Annotated in this window: 18 protein-coding genes; 8 read left to right on the top strand and 10 right to left on the bottom strand. The window is 61.2% G+C overall.

Annotated elements, in window-relative coordinates; translation table 11 throughout:
- Positions 1-30: 30 nt before the first annotated feature.
- Positions 31-1,929 (bottom strand): potassium transporter Kup, encoded by a 1,899-nt coding sequence (locus IWW33_RS17280; RefSeq protein WP_174142336.1) that lies wholly within the window; start codon positions 1,927-1,929, stop codon positions 31-33.
- A gap of 236 nt (positions 1,930-2,165) precedes the next feature.
- On the opposite strand from IWW33_RS17280, the gene rimO reads away from it, so the two are divergent.
- The 5 genes from rimO (at position 2,166) to tsaA (ending at position 6,081) form a co-directional block, all read left to right on the top strand.
- A complete protein-coding gene (gene rimO, locus IWW33_RS17275) occupies positions 2,166-3,497 on the top strand; it encodes a 30S ribosomal protein S12 methylthiotransferase RimO (protein WP_046787966.1) in 1,332 nt (443 codons plus the stop codon).
- A gap of 85 nt (positions 3,498-3,582) precedes the next feature.
- Positions 3,583-4,038, top strand: coding sequence for a GNAT family N-acetyltransferase (locus IWW33_RS17270; RefSeq protein ID WP_174142337.1), 456 nt, complete (start codon positions 3,583-3,585; stop codon positions 4,036-4,038).
- 121 nt (positions 4,039-4,159) lie between these two features.
- Positions 4,160-4,870, top strand: coding sequence for an rRNA pseudouridine synthase (locus IWW33_RS17265; RefSeq protein WP_046787964.1), 711 nt, complete (start codon positions 4,160-4,162; stop codon positions 4,868-4,870).
- A 47-nt stretch (positions 4,871-4,917) separates the two neighbouring features.
- Complete coding sequence (locus tag IWW33_RS17260) at positions 4,918-5,379, top strand: DUF1456 family protein (RefSeq protein ID WP_115274053.1); 462 nt, start codon at positions 4,918-4,920, stop codon at positions 5,377-5,379.
- 6 nt (positions 5,380-5,385) lie between these two features.
- A complete protein-coding gene (tsaA, locus tag IWW33_RS17255) occupies positions 5,386-6,081 on the top strand; it encodes a tRNA (N6-threonylcarbamoyladenosine(37)-N6)-methyltransferase TrmO (protein WP_046787962.1) in 696 nt (231 codons plus the stop codon).
- Positions 6,082-6,327: 246 nt separating this feature from the next.
- Here tsaA and fpr read toward each other — a convergent pair whose 3' ends face one another.
- Entirely contained in the window at positions 6,328-7,107 is a 780-nt protein-coding gene (gene fpr / locus IWW33_RS17250) for a ferredoxin-NADP reductase (RefSeq protein WP_012315841.1), read from the bottom strand.
- Positions 7,108-7,224: 117 nt separating this feature from the next.
- On the opposite strand from fpr, the gene finR reads away from it, so the two are divergent.
- Positions 7,225-8,151 carry a LysR family transcriptional regulator FinR gene (gene finR / locus IWW33_RS17245; protein WP_046787961.1) on the top strand — a complete coding sequence of 309 codons (927 nt, stop codon included), beginning with the start codon at positions 7,225-7,227 and terminating at the stop codon, positions 8,149-8,151.
- Here the strand turns inward: finR and IWW33_RS17240 are convergent.
- The 4 genes from IWW33_RS17240 to IWW33_RS17225 form a co-directional block, all read right to left on the bottom strand.
- On the bottom strand, positions 8,148-8,510 hold the full coding sequence (locus tag IWW33_RS17240) for a diacylglycerol kinase (protein WP_046787960.1): 363 nt from the start codon (positions 8,508-8,510) through the stop codon (positions 8,148-8,150). The genes finR and IWW33_RS17240 overlap by 4 nt on opposite strands.
- A 73-nt stretch (positions 8,511-8,583) precedes the next feature.
- Positions 8,584-9,234: a response regulator transcription factor ErdR gene (gene erdR, locus IWW33_RS17235; protein ID WP_012315844.1), complete on the bottom strand. Its 651-nt coding sequence runs from the start codon at positions 9,232-9,234 to the stop codon at positions 8,584-8,586.
- A 178-nt stretch (positions 9,235-9,412) separates the two neighbouring features.
- Positions 9,413-10,123, bottom strand: coding sequence for a tRNA-uridine aminocarboxypropyltransferase (locus IWW33_RS17230; protein WP_115274052.1), 711 nt, complete (start codon positions 10,121-10,123; stop codon positions 9,413-9,415).
- An 81-nt stretch (positions 10,124-10,204) separates the two neighbouring features.
- The gene (locus IWW33_RS17225; protein ID WP_158621143.1) at positions 10,205-10,348 is read right to left on the bottom strand and encodes a hypothetical protein; all 144 of its coding nucleotides are present in this window, start codon (positions 10,346-10,348) and stop codon (positions 10,205-10,207) included.
- Here IWW33_RS17225 and IWW33_RS17220 point away from each other — a divergent pair.
- Positions 10,347-10,766, top strand: coding sequence for a quorum-sensing-regulated virulence factor family protein (locus IWW33_RS17220; RefSeq protein ID WP_012315846.1), 420 nt, complete (start codon positions 10,347-10,349; stop codon positions 10,764-10,766). The genes IWW33_RS17225 and IWW33_RS17220 overlap by 2 nt on opposite strands.
- Here the strand turns inward: IWW33_RS17220 and IWW33_RS17215 are convergent, their stop codons facing one another.
- Entirely contained in the window at positions 10,767-10,970 is a 204-nt protein-coding gene (locus IWW33_RS17215) for a hypothetical protein (RefSeq protein ID WP_046787958.1), read from the bottom strand.
- 302 nt (positions 10,971-11,272) lie between these two features.
- Between IWW33_RS17215 and IWW33_RS17210 the strand changes: the two genes are divergently transcribed.
- Positions 11,273-12,391 carry an LOG family protein gene (locus IWW33_RS17210; protein ID WP_115274051.1) on the top strand — a complete coding sequence of 373 codons (1,119 nt, stop codon included), beginning with the start codon at positions 11,273-11,275 and terminating at the stop codon, positions 12,389-12,391.
- 25 nt (positions 12,392-12,416) lie between these two features.
- Here IWW33_RS17210 and recX read toward each other — a convergent pair whose 3' ends face one another.
- The 3 genes from recX to IWW33_RS17195 all read right to left on the bottom strand — a co-directional run bounded on the left by recX (position 12,417) and on the right by IWW33_RS17195 (position 14,558).
- Positions 12,417-12,887, bottom strand: coding sequence for a recombination regulator RecX (gene recX, locus IWW33_RS17205; RefSeq protein WP_046788328.1), 471 nt, complete (start codon positions 12,885-12,887; stop codon positions 12,417-12,419).
- A 17-nt stretch (positions 12,888-12,904) separates the two neighbouring features.
- The gene (gene recA / locus IWW33_RS17200) at positions 12,905-13,972 is read right to left on the bottom strand and encodes a recombinase RecA (protein ID WP_046788327.1); all 1,068 of its coding nucleotides are present in this window, start codon (positions 13,970-13,972) and stop codon (positions 12,905-12,907) included.
- A 103-nt stretch (positions 13,973-14,075) separates the two neighbouring features.
- Positions 14,076-14,558 (bottom strand): nicotinamide-nucleotide amidohydrolase family protein, encoded by a 483-nt coding sequence (locus tag IWW33_RS17195; RefSeq protein ID WP_174142338.1) that lies wholly within the window; start codon positions 14,556-14,558, stop codon positions 14,076-14,078.
- Positions 14,559-14,637 lie beyond the last annotated feature (79 nt).

Genomic DNA, 14,637 nt, shown 5'->3' with positions numbered 1-14,637 from the left:
GAGGGGCCGCGTTGCGGCCCCTCGCCTTGATCAGATCTCGACCTGTGTACCCAACTCGATCACCCGGTTGAGCGGCAGGTTGAAGAAACGCAGGTTACCGTTGGCGTTCTTGAGCAGAAACGCAAACAGGTTGCCCCGCCAGCGCGACATCCCCTCAAGACGCGACGCGATCACCGTTTCGCGGCTTAGGAAATAAGTCGTACGCATGGGGCTGAAGTCCAGGCCGTCCAGGTGGCATAGCTTCAGTGCCGCCGGCACATCCGGCTCATCCATGAAACCGAAGTGCAACAGCACCCGGAAGAAGCCATCACCATAGGCCTCCACTTCAAAGCGCTCCTGCTCGGGCACCCGTGGCCGGTCTTCACTCACAACCGTCAGCAGTACCACCTGGGTGTGCAGCACCTGGTTATGCAACATGTTGTGCAACAGCGCATGCGGCACCGCATCCGGCCGCGCAGTGAGGAACACGGCAGTACCTTCGACGCGGTGCGGTGGCTGTACGCGAATGCTGCTGATGAATACCGGCAACGGCAGCCCACCCTCATCAATTCGCTCGACCAGAATCTGCTTGCCGCGCTTCCAGGTGCTCATCAGCAGGAACAGCACACCCCCGGCCAGTAACGGGAAGGCGCCGCCCTGGACAATCTTCGGCACGTTGGCGGCGAAGAACAGCCCGTCGACCAGCAGGAAACCAATCAGAATCGGTACCGCCAGCACCGGCGGCCACTTCCACAACAACAGCATCACCGCCGACACCAGGATGGTGGTCATCAGCATCGTGCCGGTCACCGCCACGCCGTAAGCGGCCGCCAGCGCACCGGATGATTCGAAGCCGATCACCAGCAGCACAACGCCTGCCATCAGCGTCCAGTTCACCGCTGCGATGTAGATCTGCCCCTGCTCGTCGCTGGAGGTGTGCTGGATATGCATACGCGGGATATAACCCAGCTGGATAGCCTGGCGGGTCAGGGAGAAAGCACCCGAGATCACCGCCTGCGAAGCAATTACCGTGGCCATGGTCGCCAGCCCCACCAGCGGCAGCAACGCCCACGCCGGCGCCAGCAGGTAGAACGGGTTGCGCGCAGCGTCAGGGTTTTGCAGCAGCATCGCGCCCTGGCCGAAATAGTTGAGCACCAATGCTGGCAGCACCAGGGCGAACCAGGCACGGGCAATCGGCTTGCGACCGAAATGGCCCATGTCGGCGTACAGCGCCTCGGCACCGGTCAGGGCCAGCACCACAGCACCGAGAATGGCCACGCCCATGCCCGGGTGCACAATGAAGAAGTTCACCGCCCAGCCCGGGTTGAACGCCTTGAGCACCTCGGGGCTCTGCGAGATGCCATGCACCCCCAGCGCCGCCAGCACCACGAACCAGGTGACCATGATCGGGCCGAACAGCTTGCCGATCTTCTCGGTGCCATGCTTTTGCACCAGGAACAGCGCCACCAGCACCACCAGCGAAATCGGCACCACCCAATGGTCGATACCGTCGAATGCCAGGCCCATGCCCTCTACTGCCGACAGCACCGACACCGCCGGGGTGATCATGCTGTCGCCGTAGAACAGCGAGGCGCCGATCAGGCCACAGATGACCATCAGCGTGCGCAGGCGCGGGTAGGCCGCCGTGGCCCGCCGCGCCAGCGCGGTCAGGGCCATGGTACCGCCCTCACCCTGGTTGTCGGCGCGCAGGATGAACATCACGTACTTGAACGACACCACCCACAGCAGCGACCAGAGGATCAGCGACAGGATCCCCAGCACACCATCATGATTGACCGGCACCCCGTAACCGCCGGTGAAGACTTCCTTGAGGGTATACAACGGGCTGGTACCGATATCGCCGTAGACCACCCCAACAGCTGCCACCAACAGGCTCAGCGACCGCGTCGCCCCCTGCCCGCCCTCGGCGTGACTGCTTGCCTGAACCATCGACCACTCCCGCAAACGGCCATCTAGACCGGTAGAATTCTGCCTCGCGCCAGGGGATCGCACATGCCCCGACGCAACGGCGCGAAGCATAGCGCAGCGTTCGTCGCATTTGTGCTGGTCAAGCGACCTTGCGCTCGCTAGAATTGCGCACTTTTTGATCAGAAGCGCCCAGAAGCGCCCGTCAGGATCGCCGCCGTTTCCGGCCGGGCGACCTGTATTCAATACCGAGGTTAGTCATGTCCACCACTCCCGCCACCCCCAAGGTAGGGTTCGTCAGCCTGGGTTGCCCAAAAGCCCTGGTAGATTCCGAGCGCATTCTGACCCAGCTGCGTATGGAAGGTTATGAAGTCGTGCCCACCTACGAGGATGCCGACGTGGTGGTGGTCAACACCTGCGGCTTCATCGACAGCGCCAAGGCCGAGTCGCTGGAAGTGATCGGCGAAGCGATCAAGGAAAACGGCAAGGTCATCGTCACCGGCTGCATGGGTGTCGAGGAAGGCAGCATCCGTGACGTGCACCCCAGCGTGCTGTCGGTCACTGGCCCGCAGCAGTACGAGCAGGTAGTCAATGCCGTGCACGAAGTGGTACCGCCACGCCAGGACCACAACCCGCTGATCGACCTGGTACCACCGCAGGGCGTCAAGCTGACCCCGCGCCACTACGCTTACCTGAAGATCTCCGAAGGCTGCAACCATAGCTGCAGCTTCTGCATCATCCCGTCGATGCGCGGCAAGCTGGTCAGCCGCCCGGTCGGCGAAGTGTTGAGCGAAGCCGAACGCTTGGTCAAGGCCGGCGTCAAGGAGATCCTGGTGATTTCCCAGGACACCAGCGCCTACGGCGTCGACGTCAAGTACAAGACCGATTTCTGGAACGGCCGCCCGGTCAAGACCCGCATGCTCGAGCTGTGCGAAGCGCTGAGCAGCCTGGGCGCCTGGGTGCGGCTGCACTACGTCTATCCATACCCGAACGTCGACGACGTGATCCCGCTGATGGCCGCTGGCAAGATCCTGCCGTACCTGGACATCCCGTTCCAGCACGCCAGCCCGAAAGTGCTCAAGTCGATGAAGCGCCCCGCCTTCGAAGACCGCACACTGGCGCGCATCAAGAACTGGCGCGAACAGTGCCCGGAACTGGTGATCCGCTCGACCTTCATCGTCGGTTTCCCGGGTGAGACCGAAGAAGACTTCCAGTACCTGCTGGACTGGCTGACCGAAGCCCAGCTCGACCGTGTCGGCTGCTTCCAGTACTCGCCGGTCGAAGGTGCGCCTGCCAACGACCTGGGCCTGGAAGAAGTGCCGGATGACGTCAAGCAGGAGCGCTGGGATCGCTTTATGGCCCACCAGCAGGCCATCAGCAGCGCACGCCTGCAATTGCGCATCGGCAAGGAAATCGAAGTGCTGATCGACGAAGTCGAAGAGCAAGGCTCGGTTGGCCGCAGCTTCTTCGATGCACCTGAGATCGATGGCAGCGTGTTCATTGATGGCGACCATGGCTTCAAACCGGGCGACAAGGTCCGTTGCCGGGTGGTCGATGCCGACGAGTACGACATGTGGGCCGAGCCTGTTTGAGGCTGCGTGCGTAGAAAGAGCCCCGCCCCACTGGCGGGGCTTTTTGCATCTATGGTTTCCTCAATGACCACCGAGGAACACCGGTATGCATTCGGCATTGACGCTGCAAACACCTCACCTGCGTGATTACCCGGAACTGGTTCAGGTCTGGGAAAACTCGGTGCGCGCGACCCACGACTTTCTGCCAGACGCTTATATCCTGCTGCTGCGCGACCATGTGCTACGCAAGTACCTGGACGCCGTCATGCTGGTCTGCTGCAAGGACCGTCAGCGCATCTGCGGCTTTGCCGGTGTCGCCAATGGGCGTGTGGACATGCTGTTCGTAGCACCCCAATACCGTGGCCGAGGCGTGGGCAGGCGCTTGCTGCGCTATGCCATCAGCGAACTGAACGCGCAATGCCTGGATGTCAACGAACAGAACCCCCAAGCCTTGGGCTTCTACCTGCACGAGGGCTTCGAAGTGATCGGGCGCTCCGAAACAGATGGCCTGGGGCAGCCCTATCCATTGCTTCATATGAAGCTGATTCGTACAGCGTCCTAGGACTTTGTCGCAGGATGCCGTGCAATACTTCCGAAATGGTGCATTCGGCACAGATTCCCGTCATCAACCGCGAATGGGCAGGTACAATGTAAGACTTTCCCTGCCTTGCGAATTGCCTGCCATGTCCGAACCCGTCCGCCTGTCCAAACGCCTCATCGAGCAGCTCGGCTGCTCACGCCGAGAGGCAGAGCTGTATATCGAAGGAGGCTGGGTCACGGTCGATGGCGTTGTAGTCGAGCAGCCTCAGTTCAAGGTCGAACACCAGGCTGTCGAGCTGTTGCCGGGCGCCAATGCCGAGGCGCTTGACCCGGTTACCCTGCTGCTCAACCAGCCTGCGGGTGTCGATATCGATACGGCCCGCGCCAGCATGAACATGGCCAGCCTCAGCGAAGCACATCGCGAAGGCGTGCGGCCGCTGCACGGGCACTTCACCCGGCTGACCTGTTCGGCGCCCCTGGAGCGCGGTGCCAGTGGCCTGCAGGTGTTCACCCAGGATTGGAAGGTTACCCGCAAGATCGAGGCCGACCTGCGTCGCCTGGAACAGGAATACATCATTGAAGTGCGCGGCGAGACCACGCCACAGGCGCTGGAGCGCCTGGCGCGCGGCGCGACGCGCAATGATCGGGAACTGCCCAAGGCCAAGGCCAGCTGGCAAAACGAGACCCACCTGCGCCTGGCCCTGAAGAACCCACAACCCGGGCAGATCTCCGAGATCTGCGCCTACCTGCGCCTGGAAATACTCAGTATGCGCCGTATTCGCCTGGGCGGTGTATCCATGGGCAAGCTGCCTGTGGGCAACTGGCGTTACCTGGCCGGCACTGAACGTTTCTAAGCGATGCGCCACGCCCAGGCGTGGCATCTGAACAGGATTTTGCAGCAATGAACCACAACGATGTACTGCGCAGCCTGCGCTACATGCTCAAGGTGAACGACGCCAAGATGGCCGAGATCATCGCGCTCTCGGGCCTGGAGGTTAATCCGGTGGTGCTCGCCACCTACCTGAAGAAAGAGGACGAGCCCGGTTTTGTGCGCTGCCCCGAGCGGGTCATGGCGCACTTTCTCGACGGTCTGGTCTTCCACCGCCGCGGCAAGGACGATAGCCGTCCGCCACAGCCTGTAGAGCTGCCGGTGACCAACAACACCATCCTCAAGAAGCTGCGCGTAGCCTTTGAGCTCAAGGAAGACGACCTGCATGTGATCCTCAAGTCGGTCAACTTCCCGGTTTCCAAGCCCGAACTCAGCGCGCTGTTCCGCAAGGTGGGCCATGAGAACTATCGGCCTTGCGGCGACCAGTTGCTGCGCAACTTCCTCAAGGGCCTGACCCTGCGCGTGCGCGGCTGACTCGCCATGCAACATACGGTTTCGCCTGTCGGCATCGTGCGCTCCTGTTTCAAGGAGAAGTTCGCAATCCCGCGGCAGCCACAGCTGGCGCCGGCTGCACGCGGGGTACTTGAGTTGCTGCCGCCGTTCGACCAAGGCGAGGCCGTGGCGGGCCTGGAGCAGGTCAGCCATGTGTGGCTGTTGTTCCTGTTCCATCAGGCCCTGGAAGACAAGCCACGCCTTAAAGTGCGCCCACCACGCTTGGGCGGCAACAAAAGCATGGGCGTGTTCGCTACGCGAGCGACCCATCGGCCCAATGGCATCGGCCAGTCGGTGGTACGCCTGGAGGCTGTGGAGCCGGGTCGGCTGCTGCTGTCCGGCATCGATCTGCTCGATGGCACGCCGGTGCTGGATATCAAGCCGTATGTTCCCTATGCCGACAGCATCGCCGGGGCGAGCAACCTGATGGCCAGCGATGCGCCTGCCGCGATTGCCGTGCACTGGGGCGATAGCGCCCTGCCCCAGGCCCGCGAACACGCCCTGCGCCTGGGCGAACCACTGGTGGAGCTTATCGAACAGTGCCTGGCACAGGACCCACGACCGGCCTATCAGGTGCCGCCGCCAGAGCGGGTGTATGGGGTGAAGTTCTGGGATGTGCAGGTCAGGTGGCACTACCCGCAGCCGGATGTAATTCGCGTGCTTGAGGTCGTGCCGGAAAACTGAAAGCACTGGCAACCTCAGTCGCACAGGCATAAAAAACGCAGGCCTTACCTTAATGCCAGTCAGTTAGCGTTGTCAGGGCTGCTACGCAGCCCATCGCCGGCAAGCCGGCTCCTACCGGGACCGCACAGTTCTTGAGGTCTGCGCTGTACCTGTGGGAGCCGGCTTGCCGGCGATGGGCCGCAAAGCGGCCCCAAAACGCTTAACTGACTGGCATCAGGCCAAGCCTGCGCCTTCATTGCCGGTCGATTACTTCTCGACGAAAGCACGCTCGATCAGGTAGTCACCCGGCTCACGCATGCGCGGGGAGATCTTCAGGCCGAAGCTGTCGAGAACTTCGCTGGTCTCGTCGAGCATGCTCGGGCTACCACAGATCATGGCGCGGTCGTCCTGCGGGTTGATCGGTGGCAGGCCGATATCGCTGAACAGCTTGCCGCTGCGCATCAGGTCAGTCAGGCGGCCCTGGTTTTCGAACGGCTCGCGGGTAACGGTCGGGTAGTAGATCAGCTTGTCACGCACCGCCTCACCAAAGAACTCGTTCTGTGGCAGGTGTTCGGTGATGAACTCGCGATAGGCCACTTCGTTCACGTAGCGCACACCGTGCACCAGGATCACTTTCTCGAAGCGCTCGTAGGTTTCCGGGTCCTGAATGACGCTCATGAACGGCGCCAGGCCAGTGCCGGTGCTCAGCAGGTACAGGTGCTTGCCCGGGTTCAGGTCGTCGAGGACCAGCGTACCGGTAGGCTTCTTGCTGATGATGATCTCGTCGCCTTCCTTCAGGTGCTGCAGCTGGGAGGTCAGCGGGCCGTCAGGCACCTTGATGCTGAAGAATTCCAGGTGCTCTTCCCAGTTGGGCGAAGCGATGGAGTAGGCGCGCATGAGCGGACGGCCGCTGTCCTGCTGCAGGCCGATCATCACGAACTGACCGTTCTCGAAGCGCAGGCCCGGGTCGCGGGTGCACTTGAAGCTGAACAGGGTGTCGTTCCAGTGATGCACACTGAGGACACGTTCGTGGTTCATGTTGCTCATCGATGGGGCTCCTGAAGAAAACGCAGCGCGCACAGCGCACAGTTGCGCGATAGTTTAGGGGCAGCGACAATATCTGTTAACTGAATTATCAAGATATGTGTTATCGGTTATATAGATATGCGATTCACACTTCGTCAGCTACAGGTATTCGTCGCCGTGGCCCAGCACCAGAGCGTCTCTCGAGCCGCCAGTGTGCTGGCCCTGTCGCAGTCGGCTGCCAGCACGTCCATCACTGAACTGGAGCGGCAATCGAGCTGCCAGTTGTTCGACCGTGCAGGCAAACGTCTGGCCCTCAACGCCTTGGGGCATCAGCTGCTGCCGCAAGCGGTTGCGCTGCTCGACCAGGCCAAGGAGATCGAAGACCTGCTCAACGGCAAGTCCGGTTTTGGCTCACTGGCAGTCGGCGCCACACTGACCATTGGCAACTACCTGGCCACCTTGCTGATCGGTAGCTTCATGCAGGTACACCCGGAAAGCCAGGTCAAGCTGCACGTGCAGAACACAGCCCATATCGTGCACCAGGTTGCACAATACGAAATTGATCTGGGTCTGATCGAAGGCGACTGCAACCATCCGGACCTGGAGGTACAGCCTTGGGTTGAGGACGAACTGGTAGTGTTCTGCGCGCCGCAACACCCGCTGGCCAAGGTGGGCCGCGCAGATATCGAAAGCCTGTCCCAGGAAGCCTGGATTCTTCGCGAGCAAGGCTCCGGCACCCGCCTGACATTCGATCAGGCCATGCGGCATCATCGCGCCAACCTGAACATACGCCTGGAGCTGGAGCATACCGAAGCGATCAAGCGTGCCGTGGAATCAGGCCTGGGTATTGGCTGCATATCGCGCCTGGCCCTGCGCGATGCCTTCCGGCGTGGCAGCCTGGTGCCGGTCGAAACCCCGGAGCTGGACCTGATGCGCCAGTTCTACTTCATCTGGCACAAACAAAAATACCAGACCTCGGCCATGCGCGAGTTTCTCGAGTTGTGCCGCAACTTCACCGCAGGGTTTACGCGCAGTGACGAGATCGTCTTGCCACCGATCGCTTAGAGCAGGATAACGCCCCAGACCAACGCCACCATGGTCAGTGCTACGAATTGCGCAGCACTGCCCATGTCTTTGGCGTTTTTCGAAAGCGGATGGCGCTCCAGCGAAATGCGGTCGATGGCCGCCTCCACCGCCGAGTTGAACAGTTCGACGATCAGCCCGAGCAGGCACACGGCGATCATGATGGCCCGCTCGGCGCGGCTTACCGGCAGCCAAAAGGCAATCGGGATGAGCAGCACATTGAGCAGTACCAGTTGACGGAAAGCAGCCTCGCCTTTGAAGGCGGCGCGCAGGCCGTCCAGCGAATAGCCGGCGGCGTTGAAGATACGTTTGAGGCCGGTCTGGCCTTTGAATGGCGACATGTGCGTCACTTCACCGATGAAAGGCCAGCAGACTAGTTCAAAATGAGTCAAAAAAGCGTGAAGCGGCAAGCATTTAGCTGCTCGCAACGGATTCAAGTTGTTGCAGCAACAAGGCCGCCTGGGTCCGAGTGCGCACACCCAGCTTGCGGAAAATGGCCGTCACATGGGCCTTGATGGTCGCTTCCGATACATTCAGCTCATAGGCGATCTGTTTGTTCAGCAAGCCTTCACAGACCATGGTCAACACGCGAAACTGCTGTGGCGTGAGGCTGGCCAGGCCTTCGCTGGCGGCTTTGGCCTCGGCCGAGACATCGACCCTTTCAAATGCCTGAGGCGGCCACCAGACGTCGCCATCGAGCACCTTCCTCACTGCATCCTGAATCACTTCCAGCCCACTGGACTTTGGAATGAAACCACTGGCCCCAAACTCGCGGGACTTGACTACAACGGCAGCCTCTTCCTGGGCCGAGACCATCACCACCGGGATCTGAGGGTACTGGCCACGCAGCAGGACCAGCCCGGAGAAACCATAGGCACCCGGCATGTTCAGGTCCAGCAGGACCAGGTCCCAGTCGGCTTTTTCGCTCAGTCGGCTTTCCAGCTCGGCGATGCTCGCCACCTCGACCAGGCGCACATCCGCGCCCAGGCCGAGGGTGACGGCCTGGCGCAGAGCGCTACGAAACAGCGGGTGGTCATCGGCAATCAGGATTTCGTACATGGCCATCGATCTAAGGATCCTGTTCTGTGCCAGGCGCAGCGGCGGAGGAATAGCGCCCGGCGGGGAATCGGCGCCAAGGTGCCGAGCACGGCCGGGCAGGTCAAACCACTCGCCCTGCCGCCTCGCTTCATCCTGGCCGCCAGCCCCGTCATTATGAACCAAAGTGGGGCTTGTGCCCCTTGGACTATAGGAAGGTATGCAAACGCTGGTGGGTCGCGTCCTGCTCGTCCAGAGGCAGGCGACGCTTGCCACTGAGGTAGTGCAGGCTGAACACATCCAGATACGCATCCAAGGCTTGGGAGGCTTGGTCGTCACCCGCAAGGTCCAGGCACATGGCAGCAACTTCCGCAGTACAGAAATGATCATCGCGCTTGGAGCGGCGCAGGCGATAGCGCGACATCTGCTCAGCTTGCAGGCTCAGCACCGGGAAGCGGTCAAGATAAGGGCTCTTGCGGAACATCTTGCGGGCTTCGGTCCAGGTGGCATCCAGCAGGATGAACAGCGGGCGTTTGCCCGGCTCACGCACGACCTCGCTGACCACCCGCTCCTGGGCGACGAATTCGCCAGGGAAGACGATGTACGGCTGCCACTGTGGGTCTGCCAGCAAGGTCAACAAGCGTTCGTCCACCGACGTTCGCAACCAGCCGAAGGCAGAGGTATCTTCGATGAGGTCGGCGATCAGCCAGCCGGTGTTGGTCGGCTTCAATGGCTCGGTATCATGCATCAACAGGCATACGCCAGAGTCGGCGTGCACCTTGGGCTTCCAGGCACACAGGCAATGGGTGGCGATAACCCGACAGTCAGGGCAGCGTTCGGCACGTGAACCACGAGCAATGAACGGCTTGATGCTGCGGGCCAGCCGTTCGGCGCGCAGGCGCGCTACCGCATGGCTCATGCTGGCAAGCCTCGGGACAGGTTGTGACTGGACACTGCGATAACTCGATGAAAACAAAGCGCCAGTCTACCAGAGCGGGCGTCATTTGCCGTGCAGCTGGACCGGCTGGTCCTTTATAATCAGCGTTTTGGTGGCCGCGAGCCTGCCCGCGATTCTGCGGGTTTCATGGAACACCAGCCGTCTGCGCATGTCGAAGCGCCAGTCACCGAACCAGGAGAGATTCATGCTGCGTCTTATCGTCCCGACCCTGAGCCTGTTGCTCACCCTGCCACTGGCAGCCCAGGCGGCCTCCAAGCAGGAGTTCGAGCTGAACAAGATGCTGGAAAAGGTCGCCAAGGAAAGCAGCGTCGGCACCCCGCGAGCCATCAACGAAGATATCCTCGACCAGGGTTATACCGTTGAAGGCAAGGCACTGGTGAACCACCTGAGCGTGCGCGCCGAGCACGCCGCACGCATGCAGCAAAACGCAGAGCAGGTGCGCAGCCAGCTAGGTGACAGCGTCTGCCGGAACAGCGGTTACCGCAACCTGATGTCAAAAGGCGCCGTGATGGTCTATCGCTTCACCGTCTACAAGACCAATCAACCGGTCATGGACCAGGCCTTTGACGCTGCCAGCTGCACTGCCGGAAACAAGAAGAAGTAATCAACTGACCCGCTCATCCTCCGCGCGCCGCGGCTCTTCCTCGGCGCGCATCTCTGCCAGAAGCGCCTGCAGGTAAGGTGACTGGCATTCCAACGCAGCCAACCGCCGCAGGCACTCCGCCTCCAGGCTCACATGATGAACCTGTGCCGCATGTTCCAGCTGCTGATAGAGCTGCCGGTCTACCTCGATGACCAAGCGATGCATACCGCCACCTCCTGCATCGACACGTTTCGCTTCTCCAGTTAACCAAACCCTTGCCATCAATGGCCGCGTACCGACGAGTGGCCTTGGTGATAGTGCCTGCATGAAGTGGCGCGAGGGTCTAGATTGATAGCGAAGCGCACAAAAACGACAAGATGAATTACGCACCTGCATCAGGGCCTTGAAGGCCTACTGCAATGCTCGGGACGCACACTCGAGCCAGAGCAGCCAGCGACGCACGTAGTGTCGCGGCCGAGCCCAGCCATCAGCTCGGTCAGAGGTTTTGCTGCAGAAGGAGACGTTGAATGCCTTACCAACCCAATGAGTATCTGTTCAATCACTTCAGGGACAGTGGTATCGACCTGAGTAAACTCGATGAACAACTGCAACTGGTCGCACCGGACAGCCCCAACCTGCCACTGTACCGCGACATGATGCTGACCATCTTGCGCATGGCCCACGACGACACCGATCGCTGGAGTGCCAAGATCACCTTGCAGGCCCTTCGCGAGCTGGACCACTCCTTCCGCAGCCTGCAACGCTACAAGGGCCGGCGCAAGGTCACTGTTTTCGGCTCGGCCCGCACACCGCTGGAACACCCGATGTATGCCTTGGCTCGCGAACTGGGTGCCACACTGGCCCGCTCCGACCTCATGGTCATTACCGGCGCAGGCGGCGGCATCATGGCCGCAGCGCACGAAGGCGCGGGTAGCGATCATAGCCTGGGCTTCAACATCACCCTCCCTTTCGAACAGCACGCCAACCCGACGGTGGATGGCACTGACAAGCTGCTGCCCTTCCACTTTTTCTTCATTCGCAAGCTGTTCTTCGTCAAGGAAGCCGACGCCCTGGTCCTTTGCCCGGGAGGTTTCGGCACGCTCGATGAGGCACTGGAAGTACTGACGCTGATTCAGACTGGCAAGAGCCCACTGGTGCCGGTGGTCCTGCTGGACTCACCAGGTGGCAGCTTTTGGCGTGACTGCCTGGACTTCATCAGCAGGCAACTGGAAGAAAACCGCTACATCCTGCCCAGTGACCTCAAGCTGGTGCGCCTGGTACACAGTGCCGACGAGGCAGTGGAGGAAATCAACCAGTTCTACAGCAACTACCACTCCAGCCGCTGGCTGAAGAACCAGTTTGTGATCCGCATGCACCATCGGCTCAGCGACGCGGCACTGCATGAGATTCAGGAAGCCTTTGCCGATTTACGACTGAGCGGGAAGTACCATCAACATGCCGACAGTGGCGTAGAGCATGAAGTAGGCAACTACAACCATCTGACCCGTCTGACCTTTGCCTTCAATGGGCGTAATCAAGGGCGTCTGCGTGAGCTGGTGGATTTCATCAACCTGTCGGAGAACTGGGCAAAGCCACAGCCGATGCATACCACGCAGCGGGCGCGGGAGGCGTTGAAGGTCAGCTGAGTGCGCCTGCGATGTGGCTGTTAGATCAGTAGTCGTCCAAGTCTCGGCCGCTGAGCAGGCGGCCGATCATGTCCAAGGGAAACCCACGGTAAGCGAGAAACCGGGTTTGCTGGGCACGGCTGCGGGGGTCATGCGGACGTAGCCCGGCATATTTGCGCTGCCAGGCATCCTGTAGCCGCTCTGCCCAGTTCACACCACAGTCACGCAGTGCCTGGTCAATATCGCCACGGTTCAGGCCACGCTGGCCCAGCTCCTCGCGAATACGCGCCGGGCCATAGCCGGCATTGGAACGGTACCTGATGAAGCTTTCAAGGTAGCGGGCCTCACTGAGCAGCCCTTCTTCGGCGAGCCGATCAAGCGCGGGCTCGATCAGCTCATCCGTAGCGCCGCGCTGACGCAGTTTGCGCGTCAGCTCGACGCGACCATGCTCGCGGCGCGCAAGCAGGTCCATGGCTGTCCGCCGAACGGCGACGGGGGTGTCGAGTACGACGGACATGATCGGCCAAGCAGCTATCAATAACCGGCGTCGGCGTCAGCCACGTCGTCGGCTTTGGCATCGGCTGCAGCAGCCTTGCCCGCTTCGGCAACAACACCCGCCTTGAGCAGCTTCTCGCGAATCTGCTTCTCGATCTCGGCACCAATGGCCGGGTTCTCTTGCAGGTACTTGGCTGCGTTAGCCTTGCCTTGGCCGATCTTGTTGCCCTGGTAGGCATACCAGGCTCCCGACTTCTCGACCAACCCTTGAGCAACGCCCAGGTCAATGATTTCGCCGTTACGGTAGATACCCTTACCGTAAAGAATCTGGAACTCAGCCTGACGGAACGGCGGCGAGACCTTGTTCTTGACGATTTTGACGCGGGTTTCGCTGCCGACGACTTCGTCGCCTTCCTTGACTGCACCAGTACGACGGATGTCCAGGCGCACCGAGGCGTAGAACTTCAGCGCGTTACCACCGGTGGTGGTTTCCGGGCTACCGAACATCACACCGATCTTCATACGGATCTGGTTGATGAAGATGACCAGGCAGTTGGCGTTCTTGATGTTACCGGTGATCTTGCGCAGCGCCTGGGACATCAGACGGGCCTGGAGGCCAACGTGCATGTCACCCATCTCGCCTTCGATTTCAGCCTTGGGCACCAGGGCAGCCACGGAGTCGACGATGATTACGTCAACGGCGTTGGAACGCACCAGCATGTCGGTGATTTCCAGCGCCTGCTCGCCGGTATCCGGCTGCGAAACCAGCAGGTCATCGACGTTGACACCCAGCTTGCCGGCGTACTCAGGGTCGAGAGCGTGCTCGGCGTCGACGAAGGCGCAGGTGGCGCCGCTTTTCTGGGCTTCGGCGATGACCGACAGGGTCAGTGTGGTTTTACCCGAAGACTCCGGGCCATAGATCTCGACGATACGGCCTTTTGGCAGGCCGCCGATGCCCAGGGCGATGTCCAGGCCCAGGGAGCCTGTGGAAATGGCCGGAATGCCGGTGCGCTCGTGATCGCCCATGCGCATGACCGCGCCTTTGCCGAATTGGCGTTCGATCTGACCCAGGGCCGCAGCCAAGGCGCGCTTCTTGTTGTCGTCCATTGAAATCCTCACGTGTTCGACTTGGCCCTGATGGCCGGAATACCTGTATAAGTAGCCAGTATTATTCCACAGGGAAGCGTTTGAGCAAACCCCTGTCGTCGATTTACTCGGCACCAAGCTGTAACAAGCCGTCTAACGCGGCGATCACCGTCTGTCGGCGCACTGCTTCACGGTCGCCGTCGAAGTGGCGACGCTCACTGCTCACGTGACTGCCATCGGCCCATGCCAGCCACACGGTACCGACCGGTTTGGCCGGCGAGCCACCGTCGGGCCCGGCCACGCCACTGACTGCCACGGCAAAACGCGCACCGCTGGCCGCCTGGGCGCCGCGAACCATGGCTTCGACCACCTCCTGGCTGACTGCACCGACTTGGGCGAACAACGGTTCTGGGACCCCAAGCTGGCGAGCCTTCTGGGCGTTGGAGTAGGTGACATAGCCTGCCTCGAACCAGGCGGAGCTGCCAGGTACGCGGGTGATGGCTTCGGCGATGCCGCCGCCGGTGCAAGATTCGGCGGTGGTGACCTGGGCGCTGAAGCGGCGCAGGTGTTCGCCCAGCCGGGCGGAGAGAACGGTGATCGGGTCCATGGGCAACTCCTGGAAGAGGCTGAGCGACACCCTAGCATTTGAGGGGGCTGATCGGGACAGGCATTGTTCTACCCATGCT

The organism is Pseudomonas sp. M2 (assembly GCF_015751845.1).
In the GTDB taxonomy this organism is placed as follows: domain Bacteria; phylum Pseudomonadota; class Gammaproteobacteria; order Pseudomonadales; family Pseudomonadaceae; genus Aquipseudomonas; species Aquipseudomonas putida_E.
Note: the sequence above shows the minus strand (reverse complement) of the source record. Positions and strands in the feature narration are given on the sequence as shown.